The 21860-nt window shown below is 70.6% G+C and carries 20 protein-coding genes and 1 riboswitch; of the genes, 8 read left to right on the top strand and 12 right to left on the bottom strand.

The annotated features are described in order from the left end of the window. Window positions 1–199: 199 nt before the first annotated feature. On the bottom strand, window positions 200–2689 hold the full coding sequence (gene pepN, locus ACWF62_RS03240; protein WP_452629400.1) for an aminopeptidase N: 2490 nt from the start codon (window positions 2687–2689) through the stop codon (window positions 200–202). A gap of 193 nt (window positions 2690–2882) precedes the next feature. Between pepN and ACWF62_RS03235 the strand changes: the two genes are divergently transcribed. The 3 genes from ACWF62_RS03235 to mihF all read left to right on the top strand — a co-directional run bounded on the left by ACWF62_RS03235 (window position 2883) and on the right by mihF (window position 4642). Continuing rightward, complete coding sequence (locus tag ACWF62_RS03235) at window positions 2883–3917, top strand: ATP-binding protein (RefSeq protein ID WP_452629399.1); 1035 nt, start codon at window positions 2883–2885, stop codon at window positions 3915–3917. 79 nt (window positions 3918–3996) lie between these two features. After that, on the top strand, window positions 3997–4161 hold the full coding sequence (locus ACWF62_RS03230; protein WP_378507586.1) for a hypothetical protein: 165 nt from the start codon (window positions 3997–3999) through the stop codon (window positions 4159–4161). Between the two features lie 169 nt (window positions 4162–4330). Continuing rightward, window positions 4331–4642, top strand: a complete 312-nt coding sequence (gene mihF, locus ACWF62_RS03225; protein WP_378507585.1) for an integration host factor, actinobacterial type — start codon at window positions 4331–4333, stop codon at window positions 4640–4642. 65 nt (window positions 4643–4707) lie between these two features. Here the strand turns inward: mihF and ACWF62_RS03220 are convergent, their stop codons facing one another. After that, the gene (locus ACWF62_RS03220; RefSeq protein WP_452629398.1) at window positions 4708–5529 is read right to left on the bottom strand and encodes an acyl-CoA thioesterase; all 822 of its coding nucleotides are present in this window, start codon (window positions 5527–5529) and stop codon (window positions 4708–4710) included. A gap of 71 nt (window positions 5530–5600) precedes the next feature. Between ACWF62_RS03220 and ACWF62_RS03215 the strand changes: the two genes are divergently transcribed. After that, on the top strand, window positions 5601–6221 hold the full coding sequence (locus tag ACWF62_RS03215) for a TetR/AcrR family transcriptional regulator (protein ID WP_452629397.1): 621 nt from the start codon (window positions 5601–5603) through the stop codon (window positions 6219–6221). Window positions 6222–6271: 50 nt separating this feature from the next. Beyond that, window positions 6272–6859 (top strand): DUF1707 SHOCT-like domain-containing protein, encoded by a 588-nt coding sequence (locus ACWF62_RS03210; protein WP_378507582.1) that lies wholly within the window; start codon window positions 6272–6274, stop codon window positions 6857–6859. Between the two features lie 48 nt (window positions 6860–6907). Here the strand turns inward: ACWF62_RS03210 and ACWF62_RS03205 are convergent, their stop codons facing one another. The 6 genes from ACWF62_RS03205 to ACWF62_RS03180 all read right to left on the bottom strand — a co-directional run bounded on the left by ACWF62_RS03205 (window position 6908) and on the right by ACWF62_RS03180 (window position 14066). After that, window positions 6908–8035: an NDMA-dependent alcohol dehydrogenase gene (locus ACWF62_RS03205; RefSeq protein WP_378507581.1), complete on the bottom strand. Its 1128-nt coding sequence runs from the start codon at window positions 8033–8035 to the stop codon at window positions 6908–6910. 73 nt (window positions 8036–8108) lie between these two features. Continuing rightward, window positions 8109–9620 carry an FUSC family protein gene (locus ACWF62_RS03200; protein WP_452629468.1) on the bottom strand — a complete coding sequence of 504 codons (1512 nt, stop codon included), beginning with the start codon at window positions 9618–9620 and terminating at the stop codon, window positions 8109–8111. Between the two features lie 142 nt (window positions 9621–9762). Continuing rightward, window positions 9763–11475, bottom strand: a complete 1713-nt coding sequence (locus ACWF62_RS03195; protein ID WP_452629396.1) for a cutinase family protein — start codon at window positions 11473–11475, stop codon at window positions 9763–9765. Window positions 11476–11620: 145 nt separating this feature from the next. Further along, the gene (locus ACWF62_RS03190) at window positions 11621–12922 is read right to left on the bottom strand and encodes an RNA polymerase sigma factor (protein WP_452629395.1); all 1302 of its coding nucleotides are present in this window, start codon (window positions 12920–12922) and stop codon (window positions 11621–11623) included. Between the two features lie 3 nt (window positions 12923–12925). Further along, window positions 12926–13348: a YciI family protein gene (locus ACWF62_RS03185; protein WP_378507579.1), complete on the bottom strand. Its 423-nt coding sequence runs from the start codon at window positions 13346–13348 to the stop codon at window positions 12926–12928. A gap of 106 nt (window positions 13349–13454) precedes the next feature. Beyond that, window positions 13455–14066 (bottom strand): class I SAM-dependent methyltransferase, encoded by a 612-nt coding sequence (locus ACWF62_RS03180; protein ID WP_452629394.1) that lies wholly within the window; start codon window positions 14064–14066, stop codon window positions 13455–13457. A gap of 178 nt (window positions 14067–14244) precedes the next feature. On the opposite strand from ACWF62_RS03180, the gene ACWF62_RS03175 reads away from it, so the two are divergent. Beyond that, window positions 14245–14958 (top strand): hypothetical protein, encoded by a 714-nt coding sequence (locus ACWF62_RS03175; RefSeq protein ID WP_452629393.1) that lies wholly within the window; start codon window positions 14245–14247, stop codon window positions 14956–14958. Between the two features lie 158 nt (window positions 14959–15116). Continuing rightward, window positions 15117–16073 (top strand): DUF808 domain-containing protein, encoded by a 957-nt coding sequence (locus ACWF62_RS03170; protein ID WP_378569807.1) that lies wholly within the window; start codon window positions 15117–15119, stop codon window positions 16071–16073. A 102-nt stretch (window positions 16074–16175) separates the two neighbouring features. On the opposite strand, the gene ACWF62_RS03165 is transcribed toward ACWF62_RS03170, so the two are convergent. From ACWF62_RS03165 to ACWF62_RS03150, 4 genes are all read right to left on the bottom strand, one after another. Further along, complete coding sequence (locus tag ACWF62_RS03165) at window positions 16176–17639, bottom strand: glyceraldehyde-3-phosphate dehydrogenase (RefSeq protein WP_378507575.1); 1464 nt, start codon at window positions 17637–17639, stop codon at window positions 16176–16178. A 235-nt stretch (window positions 17640–17874) separates the two neighbouring features. After that, window positions 17875–18885, bottom strand: a complete 1011-nt coding sequence (locus tag ACWF62_RS03160; protein WP_452629392.1) for an ABC transporter substrate-binding protein — start codon at window positions 18883–18885, stop codon at window positions 17875–17877. Further along, complete coding sequence (locus ACWF62_RS03155) at window positions 18886–19656, bottom strand: ABC transporter ATP-binding protein (RefSeq protein WP_452629391.1); 771 nt, start codon at window positions 19654–19656, stop codon at window positions 18886–18888. Continuing rightward, window positions 19656–20693, bottom strand: a complete 1038-nt coding sequence (locus ACWF62_RS03150; protein WP_452629467.1) for a FecCD family ABC transporter permease — start codon at window positions 20691–20693, stop codon at window positions 19656–19658. The genes ACWF62_RS03155 and ACWF62_RS03150 overlap by 1 nt, the downstream gene beginning before the upstream one ends. A 124-nt stretch (window positions 20694–20817) precedes the next feature. Then, a riboswitch (cobalamin riboswitch) is annotated at window positions 20818–21036 on the bottom strand. A 41-nt stretch (window positions 21037–21077) separates the two neighbouring features. Between ACWF62_RS03150 and ACWF62_RS03145 the strand changes: the two genes are divergently transcribed. Beyond that, window positions 21078–21668 carry a VOC family protein gene (locus ACWF62_RS03145; protein WP_452629390.1) on the top strand — a complete coding sequence of 197 codons (591 nt, stop codon included), beginning with the start codon at window positions 21078–21080 and terminating at the stop codon, window positions 21666–21668. Window positions 21669–21860: the final 192 nt, after the last annotated feature.

Here is a 21860-nt window from a genome sequence, read left to right as displayed (position 1 = left end):
CCTAGGTTTGCCGATGCCCCATAGGCTCGGAGATATGTGTGGGACACATGTCGCCCTCCAGCATGTAGCCCATGTCGCTGTAGGGGTCCACCCGGCCCCCCCGCTCCGCGGCGTCGACCCGCCGCACGGTCTCCGGCATCCGCACTCCCCTCGCTGCACTCCGCATCACCAGGCGCTCCAGGTCACCAGGCGCTCCAGGTCACCAGGACCGCGCCCGCACCCGCAGGTCCCGCGCTAGGTGATCGCGCTGCTCGACGACGAGTCGGCGCAGCGCGGCTGGCGCGGCGGCGTTGGCGTCGAGCCAGCCGTCCACCGCGTCGAGGGTGTCGGCGGCCGGGAAGAGCCCGACGACGATGCGTCGGGCGATCTCGATGCTCCGTTCCGCCCAGACGTCGGCGAGCACGGCGAAGTAGCGGTCGTCGTGGTCCGCGATCAGGTCCCGCCGCTCCCCCGCCCGGAAGCCGGCGATGGTCGCGTCCAGGTGGTCGTTGGTCAGCGTGGTGTCGGTCAGCGCGGCCGTCACGGCGGCCGCCTTGACGGCGGCGTCCGGTCGGGCGGCCAGCGCGCGCCGGTGGGCGGTGCGCCCGGATGCGGTGTCGTCGCAGGCGAGTTCGGAGTCGAGGTCCGCCGCATCGGCGTGCCCGGTCGCGGCGAGCGCGGTCCACATGGACCAGCGCAGGTCGGGATCGAGGGCGAGCCCGTCGGGCGCCGGGGCGGTGCCGTCGAGCATCGCGCGGATCTCCCCGGCATACGTGTCGTCGGTCACCGCTGCCGCGGCCGTCGCCCGCGCCAGCACCAGCAGCGAGTCCGACTCGGCGGCCGCGGAGTGCAGTGCGGCCCAACAGGTGTCGAGCCATTCGCGGCGCGCGGCGGCACGGTCCCCGTCGGGAACATAGTGACCGATCGCGAACGCCGCGTTGGCCGTCGTCGCGGTCAGCAACGCCATGTTCGGTTCGGTGGGAGCGAAGCGGCGCGCGGTCGCGAGGTAGCGGTGCGGGTCGAGCTCCCCGTCGCGGGTGGCGTTCCACAGCGCGGACCACACCAGCCCGCGGGCCAGCGGATCAACGATCCGGTTCAGCGACGCCTCGACGGTGCGGACCGAGAACCCACCGAGCCGGACCTTCGCGTAGGTCTGGTCGCCGTCGTTGAGCAACACCAGCGGCGTCTCGGTGAGGTCGATCGGGGTGCGCGGGCCCGCGAGGTCGACGGCCAGGAGTTCGGTGCGCACCAGCGCGCCGGACTCGTCGAAGTCGTACAGGCCGACACCGAGGGTGTGCGGCCGGGGATCGGTCTGCACGATCTCGTAGCGCTTGCGGCGCCGCTCCAGGGTGATGGTGGAGACGCCACTGGTCCGCAACCATGCGTCCGCCCACGCCTGCAGGTCGCGCCCGGACTCGGCCGACAGCGCTTCCAGCAGGTCGGCGAGGGTGGTGTTGCCGTAGGCGTGGTCGCGGAAGTAGCGGCGGGACGCGGCGAAGAAGGCGTCCCGTCCGACGTGGGCGACGAGCTGCTTGAGCACGCTCGCGCCCTTCGCGTAGGTGATGCCGTCGAAGTTCAGCTTCGCGGCCTCCAGGTCGACGATGTCCGCGACGATCGGGTGCGTGGTCGGCAGCTGGTCCTGCGAGTACGCCCACGCCTTGCGGCGGTTCGCGAACGCCACCCAGGCGTCGGTCCACTCGGTGGCCTCCGCGCTCGCGAGCGCACCCATGTAGTCGGCGAAGGATTCCTTGAGCCACAGGTCGTCCCACCACTGCATCGTGACGAGATCGCCGAACCACATGTGCGCCATCTCGTGGAGGATCGTGTTCGCGCGGGCCTCGTACTGGGCGGCGGTGGCAGCACCGCGGAAGACGTAGGCCTCGGTGAACGTGACGCACCCCGGGTTCTCCATCGCACCGAGGTTGTACTCGGGAACAAAGACCTGGTCGTATTTGCCCCACGGGTAAGGGAATTCGAACTGCTCATGGAAGAAGTCGAGGCCCTGCCCGGTCACCTCGAGGATGGTGTCGGCGTCGAGGTGCTGTGCCAACGACGCGCGGCACAGCACACCCAGCGGGACCGTGAGATCGCCGGAGGTCCACGACGAGTCGACGCGGCGGTACGGCCCGGCGACAATCGCGGTGAGGTACGTCGAGATCGGCAGCGTCGGAGAGAATTCCACGCGCTGGCGGTCGCCGGTCTCCTCCCTGGTTTCCGCCGGACGGTTGGAGATCACCTCCCAGCCGAGCGGCGCGGTCACCGCGAAGGTGAACGGCGCCTTCATGTTCGGCTGCTCGAAGCAGGCGAAGACGCGGCGGGCGTCGGCGGGCTCGTACTGGCTGTACAGGTACGTCTGCCCGTCGACGGGGTCGACAAACCGGTGCAGCCCCTCCCCCGACCGGCTGTAGACGGCGGTCCCGCGGACCTCGACGGTGTTGGATGCGGCCAACCCGCGCAGCGCGATGCGGGCGCCGTCGTAGTCGACGTCGGCCGACACGCCGTTGACGGTGACCGCCTGCACCGAGCCGCCGAGAAAGTCGAGCCAGGTCGCGTCGGCGGCGGCATCGAACTCCACGGTGGTGACGGTCGGGAAGCCGGGGACGCCGGCGTCGGGCGCGGACGTCAGGTCCAGCTCGACCCGGTAGGAACGGACGGTGATCGCGGCGGCACGGGCTGCGGTCTCGGCACGGGTCAGGTTCGCGGTGCTCACCCGATCGATCCTGCCAGGCCGAGTAATGAAGAACCCTCCACAACTCGGGAACTACCCGTTCCCCGCTCGCCGACCTGCGGTTTCCGTCCCCTGTCCCCCGCCCGAGCGGGGCGCGGCATGCCGTGCGAAGGACCTAGTTGTTGGAGAGTTGTTGCAATAACTTTCCAACAACTCTCGGGTTTGTAACCTGCGGGTGGAAGCCGACGAGCTGGACTATCGCGGGCACCGACTGCTGCTCATCCGCATTCCTGCCGGGCTCTCGGTCTACTCACGCACGAGCGGGGCACTGGTCCTGGTCTTCGATCAGCTCCAAGATCTGGTACGTCGACATGCAGATGCCGAGAATGCCCGGGTGGAACTCCCAGGCGGGCAAGAGGTTGCATTGCCCGCGTTTCCCGACCAGGCGATCGACGAGGTGATCTCGAATGCCCTCATCCACCGGGATTGGTCGATGACCTCGCCCGTCGTGGTCGACCAGTCGCCGCGACTGCTCAAGGTATGGTCGCCGGGATCACTACCGTTCGGGGTCAGACCCGATCACCCGCTGACCACGCAATCGGTCCCACGAAACAACCGCCTGATGGCCGGGATGCGGGCGCTCGGTCTCGCTGAAGAATCCTCACGCGGCTTCGACCGCATGTGGTCGGCAATGCTCTCGACGGGACGGGCGGCGCCCGAGGTCGAGGCCGACGACTTCCATGTCAACGTCACGCTGGTCGCCGGGCGCCCCGACACCGCCTTCGTAGCGGGCCTGGCTGGCCTGCGAGGCCGGTTCGGATCCGAGACTATTGACGCCGTCAACACTCTCATCGTGCTTCGGCACCTCTCGCGTGCACCACTGATGACGCTCCGGCAGGTCTGCGCCCAGACACAAACCGGCACCGCCGAAGCAACACAGATCATGGAGTGGCTCGACGAGGTCGGTGTCGTACAGACCCTCACCGAACGTGGTGACGAATGGGTACTGACCTCGGCGGCGCGGAGGGCGCTTGGTGGAGCGATGGCGACGGACGTTGCCGCAGTGTCGGTCCAGGAATGGATCGAGGAGCGCCTGCGCGCAGGGGAGGTGGTTACCAATCGTGACGTCGTCGCCGCCGGCGCCGACGGCCGGGAGGTCACCGACCTGTTGACCTCTCTGCGCCAGTCGGGACGCGCGGTCAAGGATCCGAATGGTCCCAAGCGCGGGCCCGGCGTCCGATGGATCGCGCCCAGTTCGCCTCGTTCCTGACTCATCATGCGGACACCGGGGCGCGGTATACCCCTATGGGTATATTGGGAGCCGGAAGTGCCGACCGAGAGGACCCATCATGTGCCAACCCACCCCCTGCACGACCTGCGGCAAGACGACCTGGAAGGGCTGCGGCAACCACGTGGACGAGGTGATGCGCCACGTCCCCACCGACCGGCGCTGCACCTGCGAGCACCCCACCGCGTCGAGCGGCGGCTTCCTGCGGTCCCTGTTCGGCCGCTGATCGGCGATCGCCAGGGACGGCGGCGTTCGCGCAGCTAGAGACCCCGGTGACGCGGGGCGGGCGCGCGGCGACCCGGTGACGACACGCGGGGAGCGCGGTACCGTGATTCACGGTCGTCGCCGCTCTAGCCTGGGTTTCTCCCCCGGGAACCGCGAGAAAGGCACATCTCATGGCATTGCCCACCCTGACCCCCGAACAGCGCGCCGCCGCCCTCGAAAAGGCGGCAGCGTCCCGGAAGGCACGGGCCGAACTGAGGGAGGACCTCAAGTCCGGCAAGGTCACCCTCGTCGAGGTGCTCGACAAGGCCGAGTCCGACGAACTCGTCGGCAAGACGAAGGTGCTGTACCTGCTCGAATCCCTGCCGAAGGTCGGCAAGGTGAAGGCCCGCGACATCGCGGAGTCCGTCGGCATCGCCGAGACCCGCCGCGTCGCGGGCCTCGGTGCGCGCCAGCGCGCCGATCTGCTGGCCAAGCTGGCCTGACACGTTATGCCGGATGCCCGGCGTCCCCGACGGGACGCCGGGCATCGGCGTGTTCGGGGCCGGGGTCAGGCCTTGTAGTACACCACCTGGTGGGTGGTGGCCAGCAGCGCGCCAGCCGACCCCCACAGGGCGCCCGACTGGTCGAAGTAGCCCTTGCCGAAGCGCTGGGCACGGGCGGTGGCGAGCACCGAGTCCGTACCGTGCGCGGCGAGGGTGGCCTGGTCGGCGTGGAAGTACACGGTCAGCGAGACGGTGCCGATCGGGCACGGCTGGCCGAGGCGAAGGAACACGCGAGGGAAGAACGAATCGCACAGCGCGGTGAGCGCGGGGAAGTCCAGCGGGCGCGCGGGCTCGTCGCGGATCCACAGCGTCGACGTCGAGTGCGCCCGTTCGGTGCCGAACGAGTCGAGTCCGCCCTCGACGAACCGCATCTCGTAGTTGCCGACCCAGCGGGTGAACGCGGATGCGGCGGTGGAGGGTTCGACCTCGGCGGCGGGCGGCACGGCGGGCGGCTCGATCTCGGTGGCGGACCAGGTGTCGCGGCGGACCGCGAACACCGCCGTCGCGGTGGTGACGACGTCGCCGCCCTGGGTCATCTCGATCGACCAGTGCTGGGTCGACCTGTTCGTCCGGCTCGGGCGCGCGTCGATCGAGAACTCCCCGTCCGCAACGGGCCCGGCGAAGTTGACGGTCAGCGAGACGGGATCACCGAGCCGTTCCGGGTGCCGCAGCACCGCGGCGAGCAGGGTGGCCGCGGTGACGCCGCCGAACGGGCCGACCATGTTGGCGTACTCGGCGGTGGTGCGCCCGGTGAACCTGCCGTCGGCCTCGGCGATGAGGTCGAGTGCGGCGTCCAGCTGATGGGTCGGGGTGGCGGTCCGGGTCACGTCAATCTCCTGGCGATCGGCAACTATGTATGACACTCTACATAGAAGTGATTCGAGTGGAAGGGCGAGCAGTGCCGAGGCGACAGGACCCGACAGCCGGACCCCGGGCGGCGATGATCGGCAGCGCGGTGACCCTGATGCGCGAACGGGGCGTCGCGGCAACCTCGTTCGCCGATGTTCTCGCCCGCAGCGGCGCCCCCCGCGGCTCGATCTATCACCACTTCCCGCGCGGCAAGGCGCAACTGATCGAGGACGCGACCCGGTCCGCCGCCGAGCAGCTCGACGCCAGCATCGGCCGGATCCTGGCCGCCAACGACACCGTCGGGACGATCCGCACCCTGGTCGACATCTGGGGGCGCCGCCTGCAGACCAGCGACTACGTGTCGGGGTGCCCGATCGCGGCGGCGGCGTTGGGCACCGAACCGGGGGCCAGGGAGATCGCCGGGGTCGCCTTCGACACCTGGTGCGCGGCGATCACCGGGAAGCTGGTCGCCGAGGGCGTCGCCCCCGGCCGGGCCCGCTCGCTCGCGGTGCTGATCATCAGCTCCCTCGAGGGCGCAGTGATCGTGGCGCAGGCGCAGGGCGGGTCGGGACCGCTGGACGCGGTCGTCGTCGAACTCGAGCACGCCTGCCGGGCGGCGCTGTCTCCGCGCCCGCCGCACCTGCCCGGCGGGGCGGACCCGCACCCCTAGACTCGGCAGCGACACCGGTCCGGAAGCCTCCTCAAGAAAGCGCCGCCGCCATGCCCACCGAGCCCGACCCCGACCTGCTGCTCAGCGACGACGAACGGATGCACGCGCTCGACGCCATTAGCAGGCACTACGCCGACGGCCGGCTGGACAGCGCCGAGTTCTACGAGCGCTCGGGGGTGATCGCCGAGGCGCGGACCGTCGGCGCGCTCGGCGGAGCATTCCAGGGGCTTCCGGGCGGGATGCCGCTGGCCGCCGTCGACGGCCGGGTGCGGAAGGTGCCGTTCGACGACGCCCCCGCGATCCGCGACAGCAGTCCCGCGGCGGCGGCCGAGGCCGAACTCACCTCGCTGCGCTCCCGCGGCGGCATCGTCGAATCGCTCGACTGGGTCATCATCGGCATCACCCTGGTCACGTTCCTGGTCCTGCAGATCGTCGTCGACTGGGACTACGCCTGGCTGGTGTGGCCGTCCCTGATCGTCACCCTGAGCGTGCCGCGGATGATCCTGAACTACAGCGACGACGACGAGGAGGTGTACGAGAAGCTGAAGGAGTCCGACGCCAAGGCGCGCAGGAAGCGACTCGAGCAGGCCGCCCGGCGCATCCGCGAACTGGAGGACGGGGACGGCAGGAACGGGTGATCCGCCCCGCCCGGGTGCCGCCCACCGGCGCGGCGGCACCCGACCCGGTCAGCGATCCGCGTCGGTGTAGCGGATGATCCCGCGAATGTTGCGTCCCTCCAGCATGTCCCGGTAGCCGTCGTTGATCTGCTCGAGCCGGTACTGCCGGGTGACCATGTCGTCGAGGTTGAGCTTGCCCGCCTTGTACATCGACAGCAGGTGCGGGATGTCGTAGTGCGGGTTGGCGCCGCCGAAGACGGTGCCCTGCAGGTTCTTCTGCAGCAGCGTCAGCATCGACAGGTTCAGCGTGACCTGGTTGTCGACGAGGCTGCCCATCGCGGTCAGCACCACGGTGCCCGCCTTCGCGGTGATGCCCATCCACAGGTCGACGTCCTCGCCGTGCACCTCGCCGACGGTGACGATCGTCTTCTTCGACATGCCGCCCGCGGTGATCTCCGCGATCGCACCGGCCGCCTCGTCGACGGACGGGAAGGCATGCGTGGCACCGAACTTCAACGCCTGCTCCCGCTTCCACTCGACGGGGTCGATCGCGAACACGTAGCGGGCGCCGGAGTTCACCGCGCCCTGCAGTGCCGAGATCCCGACGCCGCCGATCCCGACGATCGTGACGTCCTCCCCCGGCCTGACCTGCGCGGTGTGGGTCGCCGACCCGTATCCGGTGGTGACGCCGCACCCGACGAGGCAGGCCACCTCGAACGGGATCGACGGGTCGATCTTCACCACCGAACTCTGGTGCACCACCAGGTACGGCGAGAAGGTGCCGAGCAGCGTCATCGGAAAGACGTTCTGCCCCTTGGCCGTGACGCGGAACGAGCCGTCACTGACCGAGGCGCCGCCGAGCAGGTACGCCCCCAGGTCGCAGAGGTTGCGCAGCCCGGCCTGGCAGGACGGGCACTTGCCGCACGACGGGATGAACGACAGCACGACGTGGTCGCCGGGCGCGATGTCCTCGACGCCCTCCCCGACCTCGGTCACGATGCCCGCACCCTCGTGGCCGCCCAGCACCGGGAAGCCTCCCATCGGAATGCCCCCGGTGACCAGATGGTGGTCGGAGTGGCACATCCCCGACGCCTCCATCTGCACCTTGACCTCACCCCGGTGCGGGTCACCGATCTCGATCTCCTCGATCGACCACGGCTGGTTGAACTCCCAGATCAGCGCGCCCTTGGTCTTCACCTGCACACACCTACTCTCGTCCGGCGACATGGTTCAGGCATCAGCCTAGACATGCGGGTGGACAGGTGTCCGGTCATTGCGGTGGTGGCGCGGTGAGGATCCGGTAGCCGAACTCGTGCAGGCGGCGGTGCTCGGGCCAGCGCTCGCGCGTCCACGCCGGGTCGGAGTGCGCGGCGGTGATCGCCGCGGACGTCGAGGCGTGCAGGTCGAACTCGAGGTCCCGCCGCAGTTCCGCCAGTCTGTCTGCGTCGCCGGTGTGGGTGATCCGGGCGATGGTGTCCGCCACCTGCAGGTCCGCGTCGGACAGGATCCGGCGGTGCGCGCGGGGCAGCACGCACCACAGCACCGCGACCGCGGCGACGACGCCGATCACGGTCTCGAGGAAGCGGTCCCGGGACACCGCGACCAGGTCGCCCGGCGCGCCGAGCCCGCCGAGGATCATCGCGAGCGGGGTGATGAACACCATCGCGAGCCCGTAGTTGCGCACCAGGTACGCCTCGATCCCGGCCATCGACAGCGCGAGGGCGACGACCAGGGCGGCGCCGTGCAGGTCGAACAGTGCCAGGCCGGCGAGCACCGCGAGGCCGATCAGGGTGCCGAGGAACCGGTGCGCGGCCCGGTACGTGCCGAGGATCCGGTCCGGGCCCTGGTGCAGGATCATCGCGGCCGTGATCACCGCCCAGTCCGGTCGCCCGACCCCGGCCACCACGGCGATCGCGCCGGCGGTTGGGCACGCGACGAGCAACCGGACCACGATCGTCATCGACCGGCCGCGGGGATGCGCGGCCCGCGCCAGCCGGTACCGGATCGACGGCCTGCGCAGCGGGATCTGCGGCTGCAGGTCGTCCTCCGGCGCGGCCTCGTCGTGGTCGACGCCGTGCAGGACCGCCGCGCACCGCAGGTGCGCGGCCCGCAGCGCCTCGGTCAGCGGATGCCCCGGCGTCACCAGCCCGGCGTCGTGCAGGCACTGCCACGCCACGTGCAGGTCGTGCACCACCGCCCGCCGATGGGTGGGCGAGTTGTCGCGGAGCACCGCGTCGACGGCGGCGACCGCGGCGGCGACCGCAGCCCGCTCGGGGGTCCGCGGGCGCACCGGGGCGCCGGCCATCGCAATCACCAGCGCGGTGCCCGCACCGATCGCCGTCCAGGCAACGACGGCGGCGACGGTGACCCCCGCCGCGGGCAGCACCGACGCGATCTCCAGCGTCAGCACCATCAGGAACGCGCCGGGCGCGCCGAGCCGCAGCGCATCGACGACGAACGCGCAGCAGGCCACCACCGCCGTCATCACGAGCACGATCAGCATCGGCGACAACGCGGAACCGTCAGCGGCGGACACCACCGACCCGACGGCCGCACCGATCCCGGCGAGGGCAACGAGGACCACGCCGATCAGCCCGACAACCCGCCACCGCACCCGGTACGGCCGGGTCTCGCCGTAGACGACGGCGAACGCGCCGAGGGTGGCGATCGCGGACACCGCGCCCGCACCGGCCGCGACGCCGACCAGTCCGGGGAGCGCGACCGCGACCCCGCCGCGCACCACGCCCGGCCAGCGGCGGCCCCGCCGCGGCACCGACACCATCGCCGACCACGGGGAGGCCGGGGTGGGGAGCGGCAGGTCGACGACCGCCGTCCGCTGATGTCCCCCGCTGCCCGTCACAACCGTTCAGGTTAGGAAAGATGCGGGCCGATCCCCGAATCCGCGACGGCCGGTGAGGCGCAGCTCACGCGGCGCCGGGGGCGCTCCCCGCCGAACTGCTCGGCGCGGCGGTGCTGGTCGGGGCCGCGGTGGTGGTCGGCGCCACCGTGGACGACGGCGGGTCCTGCACCGGGGTGGTCGGCTCGGCGACGTCCGTCGTCACCGCCGGGGATCGGGTGTCGACGGGTGCGGGTGCCGGTGCCGGCGCGGCGGCGCCCGGCTCGGCGAGCATCCGCGCGTCCGCGTCCGCGTTCGCGTCCGGGTCGACGGGCGGCTCGGTACCCGGGTCGACGGGCGGCTCGGTGCCCGGCCGTGTGGTCGGGTCGGCCGTCGTTGTGGTTGTCGAGGTGCCGGTCGTCGACGTGGTGGAGGTCGTGGTGGTCGGGGCCACCGTCGTCGTGGTGGGCAGCGGGATGCCGTCCCGCGCGTCCTCCGCGAGCCGGGTGAGCCATTGGGCCGCGTACTCGGCGGACGAAAGCGGCTTGCCGTCGGCGGTGTCCCGCCAGTAGTCGAAGTGGTGGCCAGTGTCGGGGCCGAGGGTCAGCTGATACGGGTCGCTGAGCACCACCGGGATCGTGTTCTGGTTGGTGACGATCAGGTTCACGACCTCGTTGAAGAACTTTCTCGGCAGGTACGCCAGCGGCGACATGCTCTCGGTCTCAATGGAGTCGGCCACCGGGGTGACCGGCAACGCGGCGGTGCCGACCGCGGTCGGGTCGTACGCCGGATCCGACACCTCCAGCAGCACGTCCATGAAGGTCTGGTCGGACTGCATCCAGCCGGGCGTGGACTGGATCACCGCGAACGCGTCGGAGGCGATGCGGCCGAGCACCATCGCGACGCCGATGCCGTTGTCCGCGGTCAGGCCGTCCTTCTCCAGGGAGTCGATGTTCATCTGCCTGCCGACGTTCACCACCAGTTGCAGCAGCGAGATGTTCTCCGGCACCGCGCAGGTGAGGTCGCCGTCGGAGCAGAACGCGGCGATCTTGCCGCCGAGGGCGCCGAAGTCGTCGCCCCCGATGCCGGTGACCGCACCGGCGCCGCCCGCCGTGTTCTCCCCGGTCTGGTAGGGCGTGTCGAAGCCGTCGGGATTGCGGAAGGGGTTCTTCGCGCCGGGGAACGGTCCCTGCCCGAGCGCGCGGCCCGCGTCGGCGAGGATCACCACCCCGACCACGTTCGCGGGGTCGACGATCGCGTACCCGTCGGTGCCGTCCTGGTGGCCGATGTTCTGCGCGACCCGCCGGGCGACGTCGGCGCCCTCGCTGTAGCCGACGACGGAGAAGCGGGTGTTCGGGCAGGCCTCGCGGATCTTCCGCATCACCTGCTGGGTGTTGTCGACGCCGGTGGTGACGGCCTGCTCGTAGCTGTCCATGTTCGCGGGGTACGCGATGTAGAGGTTTGCGTAGGAGCCCGGCTTGAGCGTGTTGACGACACCGGGCGCGTTGGCGACCGGGTCGACCCAGTGGCTGCTGTAGTCGTCGGACAGCGCCGCGGGCAACGGCTTTCCGTTCTCGTCGACGAGGCGGGGAACGGTGTCCGGCGGGGTGTCGTTGCGGCCAGCGATGGACACGGTCACCATGTCGTGGCATTCCGTGGTGGACGCCGTCAGTTCGGTGTCGATCGTGGCGGGCGGTGCGTACGCCACCCAGGCCGTCGCGGCGCCCGCGACACCGAGGGCGGCCGGTGCCGCCACCATCGAGATGAGGCGATGCCGCGCGAAGTAGCCGCGAAGAGTCATGTCCCGCTCCTCAATCCGTCGCTCTCGGACGACGCGCAGACCATCCCGGTGCCGTGCGCTCACGTCACGTCATGTCAGGGGTGTCGCCGCGTCGACGGCAAGCGTTACACAGCGGACGGTGGCGCGCGCGGCAGGACGGCGCCCGTCACGGTTCGTCGGTCAGGTGTGCGGCCCGGTTCAGCAACAGTTTTCGTTCCCGCTCGTTGCCGGTGAGCCGGGCCGCCGACTCGAACTCGGCGCGGGCCTCCGCGGTCCGGTCCAGCCGCAGCAGCAGCTCGGCGCGGGTGGCGGGGAGCAGCCGGTACCCGGCGAGTCTGCCGTCGGCGACGAGACCGTCGACGATGGCGAGCGCCGCGGCGGGCCCGGAGGCCATCGCGACCGCCGCCGCCCGGTTCAGGTCCACCACCGGTGACGGGGCGAGCCGGCCAAGGGCCTCGTACAGCACCACGATCCGATCCCAGTCGGTGTCGTCAACCGATGCCGCGACGGCGTGGCATTCCGCGATCGCCGCCTGCAACGCGTAGGCGCCGCGACCCCGCCCGAAGCCGTCCGCCCGGACCAGCGCGGCCCGGCCGCGGGTCACGGCGCCGCGGTCCCATCGGCGACGGTCCTGGTCGACGAGCAGCACCGGGTCGCCGTGCGCGTCGAGGCGGGTCGGGAACCGGGCCGCGGTCAGTTCCATCAACGCGACGAGGCCGTGCGGCTCCGGTTCGGCTGGCACCAGTTCGGCGAGGATCCGGCCGAGCCGCAACGCTTCCCGGCACAGATCCGGTCGCAGCCATCGGTCGCCTGCGCTGGCGGTGTGCCCCTCGGTGAAGATCAGGTACAGCACGCTGAGGACCGCGCCGAGCCGATCCCCGAACTCGGACCGGTCCGGGACCGCGAACGGCACCTTCGCCGCGGCGAGGGTCTTCTTGGCGCGGACGATCCGCTGCTGCACCGTCGCCGTCGGGACCAGGAACGCGCGCGCGATCTCGTCGCTGGACAGGCCGCCGACCACCTTGAGCGTCAACGCCACTCGCGCCTCCCTGGACAGCACCGGATGGCACGAGACGAACACCAGCCGCAGCACGTCGTCGTCGATCCGGTCGGGGTCGCCCGGCACGTCGACCGGATCCGTCGCGCGGGTCCGCTCGTCCTCAAGGTCGCGGGCGATCGCGGCGAGCCGCTCGTCGTAGCGTTCCCGCCGCCGCCAGCCGTCGACGGCCTTGCGTTTCGCGACGGCGGTCAGCCAGGCCCCCGGATTCGCCGGGACCCCGGACCGCGGCCACTGGGCGAGGGCGTCGGCGAGCGCATCCTGGGCGAGGTCCTCGGCGAGCCCGAAGTCGCCGACGGTGCGGGTCAGGGTCGCGACGATGCGGGCCGACTCGATTCGCCACACGGCCGCGACGGAGCGCCGCGCGGACTCGGTGGGGTCCGGGCGGCGCTGCGCGGCGGGGTCGGGCACGGGTCAGCCGTTGCGGGTCTCCAGTTCCTCGCGCCAGCCCTCTTCCTTCTGCACCCACTCGTTGTCCTGCGGGAAGTCCTCGGGTCCGTGCACCCGGCGGATCTCCAGTTTCGAGCCAGCGCCGAGCGGCGCGCGCCGCGCCCACTCGACAGCCTCCTCCCTGGACGCGACGTCCAGGATCCAGTAGCCGTTGAACAGTTCCTTCGTCTCGCCGTACGGGCCGTCGGTGACCAGCGGCGGGTCGGAGCTGAAATCGACGACGCAGCCCTCCTCCGCCTCGGTCAGGCCCTCCCCGCCGAGCAGCACACCCGCCTTCATCATGGACTCGTTGTACCGGCCCATGTCCTCGATGATCTGCTCGAACGGGATGTCCTTCGATGCCGCGATCGCCTCGTCGGTCGCGCGCATAATCAGCATGTACCGCATGTCGGGCTCCTTCGTCGTCGGGTCGCGCATCGACCCTCTCATCCGGGACGTCGAACGAGAAGGCCCCGGATCGACACCTCCCCGAGAAATTCTTCGGGCAGGACGGCTACCTGGCGACGCCGAGCGACAGCGCCCCCATGATCTTCGGGGCGCCCTCCTGATAGAAGGCGTCGAGGTCCCGAATCTCGAACCCCGCCGCCCGCACCAGGGCGGGGATGTCGCGGGTGAGGTGGCAGCCGCCGGCGACGGTCTTCTGGATCGGCTCGAATCGACGCTGCCAGCGCCGCACCTTCTCGTCCGGTGCGAGGCCGTGCTCGACGAAGTGCAGCGTCCCTCCGGGGGCGAGGACCCGCCGCACCTCGCGCAGCGCGGCGACCGCGTCCGGGATCGTGCACATCGTCCACGTGGACAGCGCGGTGTCGAACAGGTCGTCGGGGAACGGCAACGCCTGCCCGTCCAGGCCGGACCGCTCGATCGGAACCCGTGACGCCGCGCGCCGCGGCGCCGCCAGCTTCCAGCCCACGTCGGCGGGTTCGACCGCGCTGACGGAGTCGACGGCGTCCGGGTAGTAGCGGACGTTGAGCCCGGACCCGAACCCGATCTCGACGACCCGGCCCCGCAGCCCGGCGCACACCCGTTCCCGTGCGGGTCCGGTCAGCGACATCCCACAGCTCACGTCGACCAGCCGCGGCACGACCTGATTCGCGTAGAACCCCATGTCGACCCCTCGTGCGCTCGGAGAATGCGGACCTCTCCAGCATGCGCCATCGCGCCGAAAGGTGCCGCCGCCGCGCGCCGCGAAAAAACTTCGAGCCACCGGGAACCTTTCCGCCCCGCCGGTGCATCGAATGTCCGTAAGCGGAACCGACACGCCAGCCGACGCAAAGGACGACACGATGAGCAGCAACGACGCATACACCGACGCCGACGTCGCCGAGTACGAGAGCGACATGGCCGCCATCGCCGACGACCCCACGATGACGGTGAACGAGAAGCTCGACGCGATGGAGGCGCGGGCAGAGGCCGAGCAGGAGGAGATCCTGTCCGCGAACAGCGTCAACGCCGAGGTCAACCTCGACACGGCACCCGCCGACACCTCGACCTCGACCTCGGCCACCTCCACCACCTCCACCTCCGCCGCCGAGACCGCCGCCTCCTCTTCGGCGGCCGGCACGGGCGCCGCCACCCCGGCCCCGGCCCCGGCCGCCGCCGACGCGGGCCCGGTGCGGCAGGACCTGGACGGCGACGGCGTCATCGACCTCGCCACCTACCTCGACGACAGCACCGGGCAGCCGGTGCGCCAGGACTCCTACGAGGACGGCGTGGTCACCGAGACCCGCCTCGACACCGACGGTGACGGGCTGCCGGACACCATCCTGATGGACACCGACCGCGACGGTCAGGTCGACACCGTCATCCTGGACAGCGACGCCGACGCGGTCACCGACGCGACGATGGTCGACACCGACGGGGACGGCGACTTCGACCTCTACACCGTCGACAGCGACAACGACGGCGACCAGGACGCGTACGCCACCGGCGCCGACATCCCCGGCGCGGTCGGCGACGTCGACACGTACACGAGCGGGATCTCCGACGACGCGCTCTGACCGTCCGCCCGCGGTCGGCGGCGTCCCGTGAACCGGCGGTTGCCGGGGCGTCGCGCGGGAGCGGGTCCCGGCAACCGCCCGTTCGGTGGTTGGATATCGATGGCGTCGGGTTCGGTACCGGCGTCGACCGGATCGGCCCATTCGACTTGGAGGTTCCCGTGGCTGGTGGTCTCGTCGCCCTGCTGGACGACGTCGCGGCGATCGCGAAGGTGGCGGCGGCGTCCATCGACGACATCGGGGCGGCGGCGGGCAAGGCCAGCATCAAGGCGGCGGGCGTGGTCGTCGACGACACCGCGGTGACGCCCCGCTACGTGCACGGCTTCTCCCCGAAGCGGGAGCTGCCGATCATCCGCAAGATCGCGATCGGGTCGATCCGCAACAAGCTGCTGATCATCCTCCCGGTGGCGATGATCCTGAGCCAGTTCCTGCCGCAGGCGCTGCCCTATCTGCTGATCGCCGGTGGCGGGTTCCTCTGCTACGAGGGCGCCGAGAAGGTCTACGAGGCGCTCACCGGCGGCCACCACGGCGAGGAAACCGATGCCCCCGCCGCCCTCGCCGGGCCCGAGCACGAGAAGACGATGGTCAGCGGCGCGATCCGTACCGACCTGATCCTGTCCGCCGAGATCATGGTGATCTCGCTGTCGTCGGTGGAGGACGAACCGTTCGTCACCCGACTGATGGTGCTGATCGTCGTCGCGTTCCTCATCACCGCGCTGGTGTACGGCGTGGTCGCGGTGATCGTGAAGATGGACGACATGGGCCTCGCGCTCGCGCAGCGCAGGTCCGCGTTCAGTCAGCGGGTCGGCCGCGGCCTCGTCGCCGCAATGCCGAAGGTGATGTCGGTGCTCACCGTCGTCGGGATCGCCGCGATGCTGTGGGTCGGCGGCCACATCCTGCTCGTCAACGTCGGCGAGGCCGGGTTCCACTGGCCCGCCGACCGCCTCCACGACGTCGAGCACTGGTTCGGCGGGCTCGTGCACGGCGGGTTCGGCGGGGTGCTGTCCTGGACCGCGGGCACCGTGACCTCCGCCGTCGTCGGACTGATCGTCGGCGCGATCCTCGTCCTGGTGATGCACCTGATTCCGAAGCGGAACAAGGACGCCGCCGCGCACTAGGGCATCCCGGCGCCGGTCACCCTGACCCCACGGCGCTGGCCGCAACGGAAAACGCACGCCGCCCCCGATGGGCGGCGTGCGTTCCGGTGCTGCGGTGCGGTGTCAGCCCGCGGTGGGCGCCAGCGCGGCGGCGTCGACCTCGGGGTAGATCGGGTACTCGACACCGGACAGGTACTGCACGGTGCGCACGACCTGGCAGGAGTAGCCGAACTCGTTGTCGTACCAGACGTAGAGGATCGCGGTGTCGCCCTCGACGATCGTCGCGTTCGCGTCGACGATCGACGCCGCGCGGGAGCCGATGAAGTCGCTGGAGACGGCGTCGGTGGCGGCGGTGTAGTCGAGGTTGCGGCTCAGCGCGCCGGTCAGCGACTCCTGCCGCAGCCGCTCGAGCACCTCCTCCTTGGTGGTCTCGCGGTTCAGCTGCAGGTGCAGGATCGCGATGGACACGTCCGGCGTGGGGACGCGGATCGAGTTGCCGGTGATCTTGGCCTTCAGGTCCGGCAGCGCCTTCGCGACGGCCGAGGCGGCACCGGTCTCGGTGAGCACCAGGTTGGTCGGCGCCGAACGGCCGCGGCGGTCGGCCTTGTGGTAGTTGTCCAGCAGGTTCTGGTCGTTGGTGAACGAGTGCACCGTCTCGACGTGACCGCGGGACACCCCGAACGCGTCGTCCATCGTCTTCAGCGGCGGCACGATCGCGTTGGTGGTGCAGGACGCGCAGGACACGATCGTCTCGTCCAGGCTGACGCCGCGGTGGTTGACGCCGTGCACGATGTTCGGGACATCGCCCTTGCCGGGCGCGGTGAGCACCACCTTCGCGATGCCGGGGCGCAGGTGCTTCGACAGGCCGTCGCGGTCCCGCCAGATGCCGGTGTTGTCGATCAGGATCGCGTTCTCGATGCCGTACTCGGTGTAGTCGACGGCGGTCGGGTCGTTGCTGTAAATGAACTTGATGACGTTGCCGTTGGCGATCAGTGCGCTGTTCTCGGCGTCGACCTTGATCGTGCCGTTGAACTGCCCGTGCACGGAGTCGCGGCGCAGCAGCGAGGCGCGCTTGACCAGGTCGTCCTCGCCGCCCTTGCGGACCACGACGGCGCGCAGGTTGAGGCCGTTGCCGGAGCCCGCCTTCTCGATGAGCAGGCGGGCGACGAGACGGCCGATGCGCCCGAAGCCGTAGAGCACCACGTCCTGCGGCTGCGCGGGGCTCGTCTGGGCGCCGCCGACCAGGTCGGCGAGGCTCTGCGCGACGAACTCGGGGATCGAGCCGCCGTTGCCGGTGGCGCGGTAGGCCGACACCAGCAGGCCGAGGTCGATCTTCGACGGGCGCAGGTCGAGCTCGGTCAGCGCCTCGAGGAACGGGAACGTCTCCTCGACGGACAGCTCGTCACCACGGATCTGCCTGGCGAAGCGGTGGGTGCGCAGGATGCTGATGACCGACTTGTTCACCAGCGAGCGGCTGTGAAGCAGAATGGTCACCGAGTGCCTGCGGTGCAGGCCGCCGATGATCGGGATCATCGCTTCGGCGAGCGCTTCCTCGGAGTTCCACTGGGTCAGTTCCGCTGTGGTCACTGCGATCCTCTGTCTTTCTGACTCTGTGTGGCGTGCCCGTGGGTTGGACGCCGAACTGGATGAGACGCACGTCACTTCGCCGGCCGCGATCCGGTTCGGTCGAACCGGGCCACGACCGGCGAAAACGGTGCACGCGCTACCAGCATAGGTAACGACCTGCACGCGACCCAAAGGGCGTTCTCGGGGGTGCCCGGTCGGGGCGCCGCGATCACCGGCCTGCCGGCCCGCGCCGTGGTCAGTAACCCTTCGACCGCAGGAACTCGGCGACGGTGACGATCGCGTCGGGATTGCGGGGGCCCTCCACCAGGGCCGCGTACGGCAGCGCGATGATGTTGCCCTCGCGCACCGCGGTGGTGCCCGCCATCAGCGGCTGCTGACGCAGCAGCCGGATCTTCGCGTCCACCGACTCGTCCGGCCCGGCCCCGTAGTCGACGATCACGATCGCCTGCGGGTCGCGTTGCGCCGCCGCCTCCCACGAGGTGGTGGTCCACGAGTCGTTCAGGTCGTCGAAGATGTTGCTGCCGCCCGCCTCGCGGATGATCTGCGACGGCGCCGCGGTCCGGCCGGAGGTGAACGGCTCCGGGGTTGCGCTGTCGAACAGGAACACCCGGGCCGGCTCCTGCCCGGCCGGCGCCGACGCCGTCGCCTCGGCCACCTGCTCGCGATACCCGGCGACCAGGTCGTCGGCCCGGTCCCGGACACCGAAGATGTCCCCGAGGTTCGCCAGGTCCGCGTACAGCGCGTCGAGCGGTTCCATCACCCCGCGGCGGTCCGTGTCGGGCTGCCTGCAGGCCTCGGTCAGCTGGTAGGGGACGGCGCCGATCGAGCGCACCCAGTCCGGGGTCAGGCCCGTCGACTCCTTGAACCCGTAGTTCCAGCCCGCGAAGACGAAGTCGGGGTTCGCCGCCTGCACCACCTCCCGGGTGAACGCATCCCCGAGTTGCGGGGCCGTCTCGAAGTCGGCCCGCCACGGCGAGGTGGCGATGTCCCGCTCCTTGCCCGGGTAGCTGGTGTAGCCCGCCAGGTGTTCGGTGAGGCCGAGCGCGAACATCATCTCGGTGATCGCGGTGTCGTTGGTGACCACCCGCTGCGGGATGCCGTCGACGGTCAGGGGTGCGCCGCAGTTGGTGACGGTCACCGACTCTCCGGTGGGTTCGGCGGCCGCGTCCTGCACGTCGGCGCCGCACGCCGTCAACGCGAACACGCTCGCCGCTGCCATCGCGACCGTCCAGGGTCGGGACCTCATCTAGTACTCCTTCTCGTCGAAGATGATCTGGGGAACACCCAGCCGGGGATGGGTGACGACGTGCCCGCCGATCGCGAACCACCGCCGCAGCACGTCGGCCGTCACGACCTCGTCCGGTGTCCCCGTGCACACGAGCCGGCCACCGCTGAGGACGAACAGCCGATCGCAGTACTGCGCGGCCAGGTTCAGGTCGTGCAGCGCCGCGATCACGGTGATGCCCAGGTTCCGGGCCGCGGTCAGGACGCTGTACTGGTGGTGGACGTCGAGGTGGTTGGTCGGCTCGTCCAGCACCAGCACCCGCGGCTGCTGCGCCAGCGCGCGGGCGATCAGGACGCGTTGCCGCTCCCCGCCGGATAGGGACAGGAAGCTGCGGTGCTCGAGGTGCGACGCGTCGGCGGTCGCCAGCGCGTCGCGGCACAGGCCGACGTCGCGGCGGTCGGCTCTGCGCAACGCCGACTGATGCGGCAGGCGGCCGGTGGCCACGACCTCGGCCGCGGTGAAGTCGAACTGCATCGGGCTGTCCTGGGTCAGGGCCGCGACCTGACGTGCGTTCTCGCGCATGCTGATCGCGGCGATGTCCGTGCCGCCGACCAGGATCCGGCCCGCCGCGGGCGACAACGCCCGATACAGGCAGCGCAGCAGGGTGGACTTGCCGCTACCGTTCGCCCCGACGACGCCGACGAAGGTGCCCTCCTCGGCTGCGAGGGTCACCGCCTCGAGGATCCGGGTGCCGCCGATCTCGACCGTGACGTCCCGATAGTCGACCCGCATCAGCCGACCCCCGCCAGGGCGCCGCGGCGCCGCATCAGCAGTACGAACAGCGGGACCCCGACCGCGGCGGTGATCGCGCCCAGCGGAAGTTCCTGCGGCGGAATCAGGGTGCGGGCCAGCAGGTCCGCGGTGACCAGGAACACCGCGCCGAGCAACGGCGTCACCACGATCAGCCGGCGATGGTCGGCGCCGACCAGCAGCCTGGCCACGTGCGGTACCACCAGCCCGACGAAACCAACGGCGCCGCAGATCGACACGAAACATCCGGTCATGACCGCGGCGACAACGAACAGCAACAGCCGGAAGCGGCTCGCGTCGATCCCGAGCGCCGCGCTGACCTCGTCACCCATCGACAGCGCGTTCAGCCGGCGCGCACAGGCCGCGATGACCGCCAACCCGATCACGGTCACCGCCGCCGCCAGCGGCACCGCCTGCCAGGTGGCACCGGCGAGGCTGCCGAGCAGCCAGAACATCACCGACCGCGCCGCGTCCCCGTGCGGTGCCATGAACACCAACACCGTTGTGGCAGCGGAAAACCCGTACCCGAGGGCGGTCCCGGTGAGGACCAGGCGCAGCGGAACCAGCCCCGCCGAGGACCGGGCCATCAGGTACACCAGGATCGTGGCCCCGAGCGCGCCAAGGAACGCGGCGGTCGACAGCGCGTACAGGCCGAGCGCGCCGAAGGTGCCGAACAGCACCACCGACGTGGCGCCCACCGAGGCACCCGAGGAGATGCCCAGCACGTACGGGTCGGCCAGCGCGTTGCGCACCATCGCCTGCACGATCAGCCCGACCCCGCTCAATCCGGCACCGACCAACGCGGCCAACAACACTCGCGGCAGTCGGGAGTCGGTCACGATCCGATAGTTCGGGAGGTCCGGCGCGAGGACCGGCCCGCCGGTCAGTTCGGCCCACAGGAATCCGGTGGTGTCACGCCAGGGAACGGGTGCGGTGCCGAGCATCAACGCCAGGACGGAGACGACCGCGAGCGCGGCCACCAGGCCGATGGCCAACGGGGCGACGGGCAGTCGGCGCATCATCGACCACTTTCACCTGGATGCAGGTGCCAGCCTCACCGGGCGGTGCGCGCAACGACGTGCGGGCACAGCGGTGCCCGCATCCTCGTCGACCGCTCCCTCGGAGTCGACAGGCGACCACGCCGGCGGCATGGCCGCGCTGGCAGGTCTTCGGGCTCGTGGACACGGATCGGGCGAACCCGAATTCTCCTACTGGCGGCCGCTTCCCGGGCTCACACCCAGTGCTGATGGCCGCGGTCGTTTCCACACACCGCTGCGGGGCAGCTCCGGTTTCCCACCGGATTCCCTCTTACGAACCGCCCGGCACGAGCCGGACGGTAACCAACGCGCGGCCACAGTAGCACTCAGGGTCGGCGCCGCGAATCGGGCCGGGATCCGGTCGCGGTGGGCGCGCCAGCGGTCGGCGTCGAGGCGGGGATCCCGCAGTTCCTGCCGGTGCTCGATCAGGTCCGCCTTGCGCGTCCGGGTCACACCGGCGGCATAGCGCCGCCCACCGGGGCGATGATTTCGACGGTCCGGGAAGGTCAGTACTGGGACCATAGACTCGACCCGAACGGAGTGGTGATGTCGACCAGTGCCCGCGGCGTCCAGATCAGCCTGCCGATTGCCGATCGCGTGAATTCGATGCGGTTCTACCGCAGCGCCTTCGGATTCGACCTCGTCGGCGAACCCGCCGAGGACGGCGTCCCGGAACCGTTGTCGTTCCGCATCGACCAGCGCACGATGTTGGCGCTCATCCCGGCCGACGGCCTCGACTGGGTCCTCGGCGAGGACCGCCCACTGGCTCCCGATGGCACCAGCGAGTGCCTCCTCGGCATGGGCGTTGCCACCGAGCGGGAGCTCCTCGTCCTGGTCGAGCGAATCAGGAGCGCCGGCGGCACGGTGCTCGCCGCACCCGAGCACCAGCCGTGGGGATACACGGCACTGTGCGCAGACCCGGACGGTCACGTGTGGCAGCTCAGCGTCGCACCCTGAGCGCATTGGTCTGTCCGTCCGGCGGGCCCGGAACGGGCTGAACGACGGAGCTAGTGGTCCGGTCGTTGGTGGTGGCGATGTCGAGTCGTTTGGCGGGCGGGCGCGCTGCATCGGTGAGGTCGTCGCAACCCCACGGACGGCATATCGCCGGGATATCGAAAAATGCATACGCGCTGGCAACTCCGCGTTGTC

Source organism: Rhodococcus sp. NPDC054953 (assembly GCF_053609225.1).
This window is presented reverse-complemented; position numbering and strand designations above follow the sequence as displayed.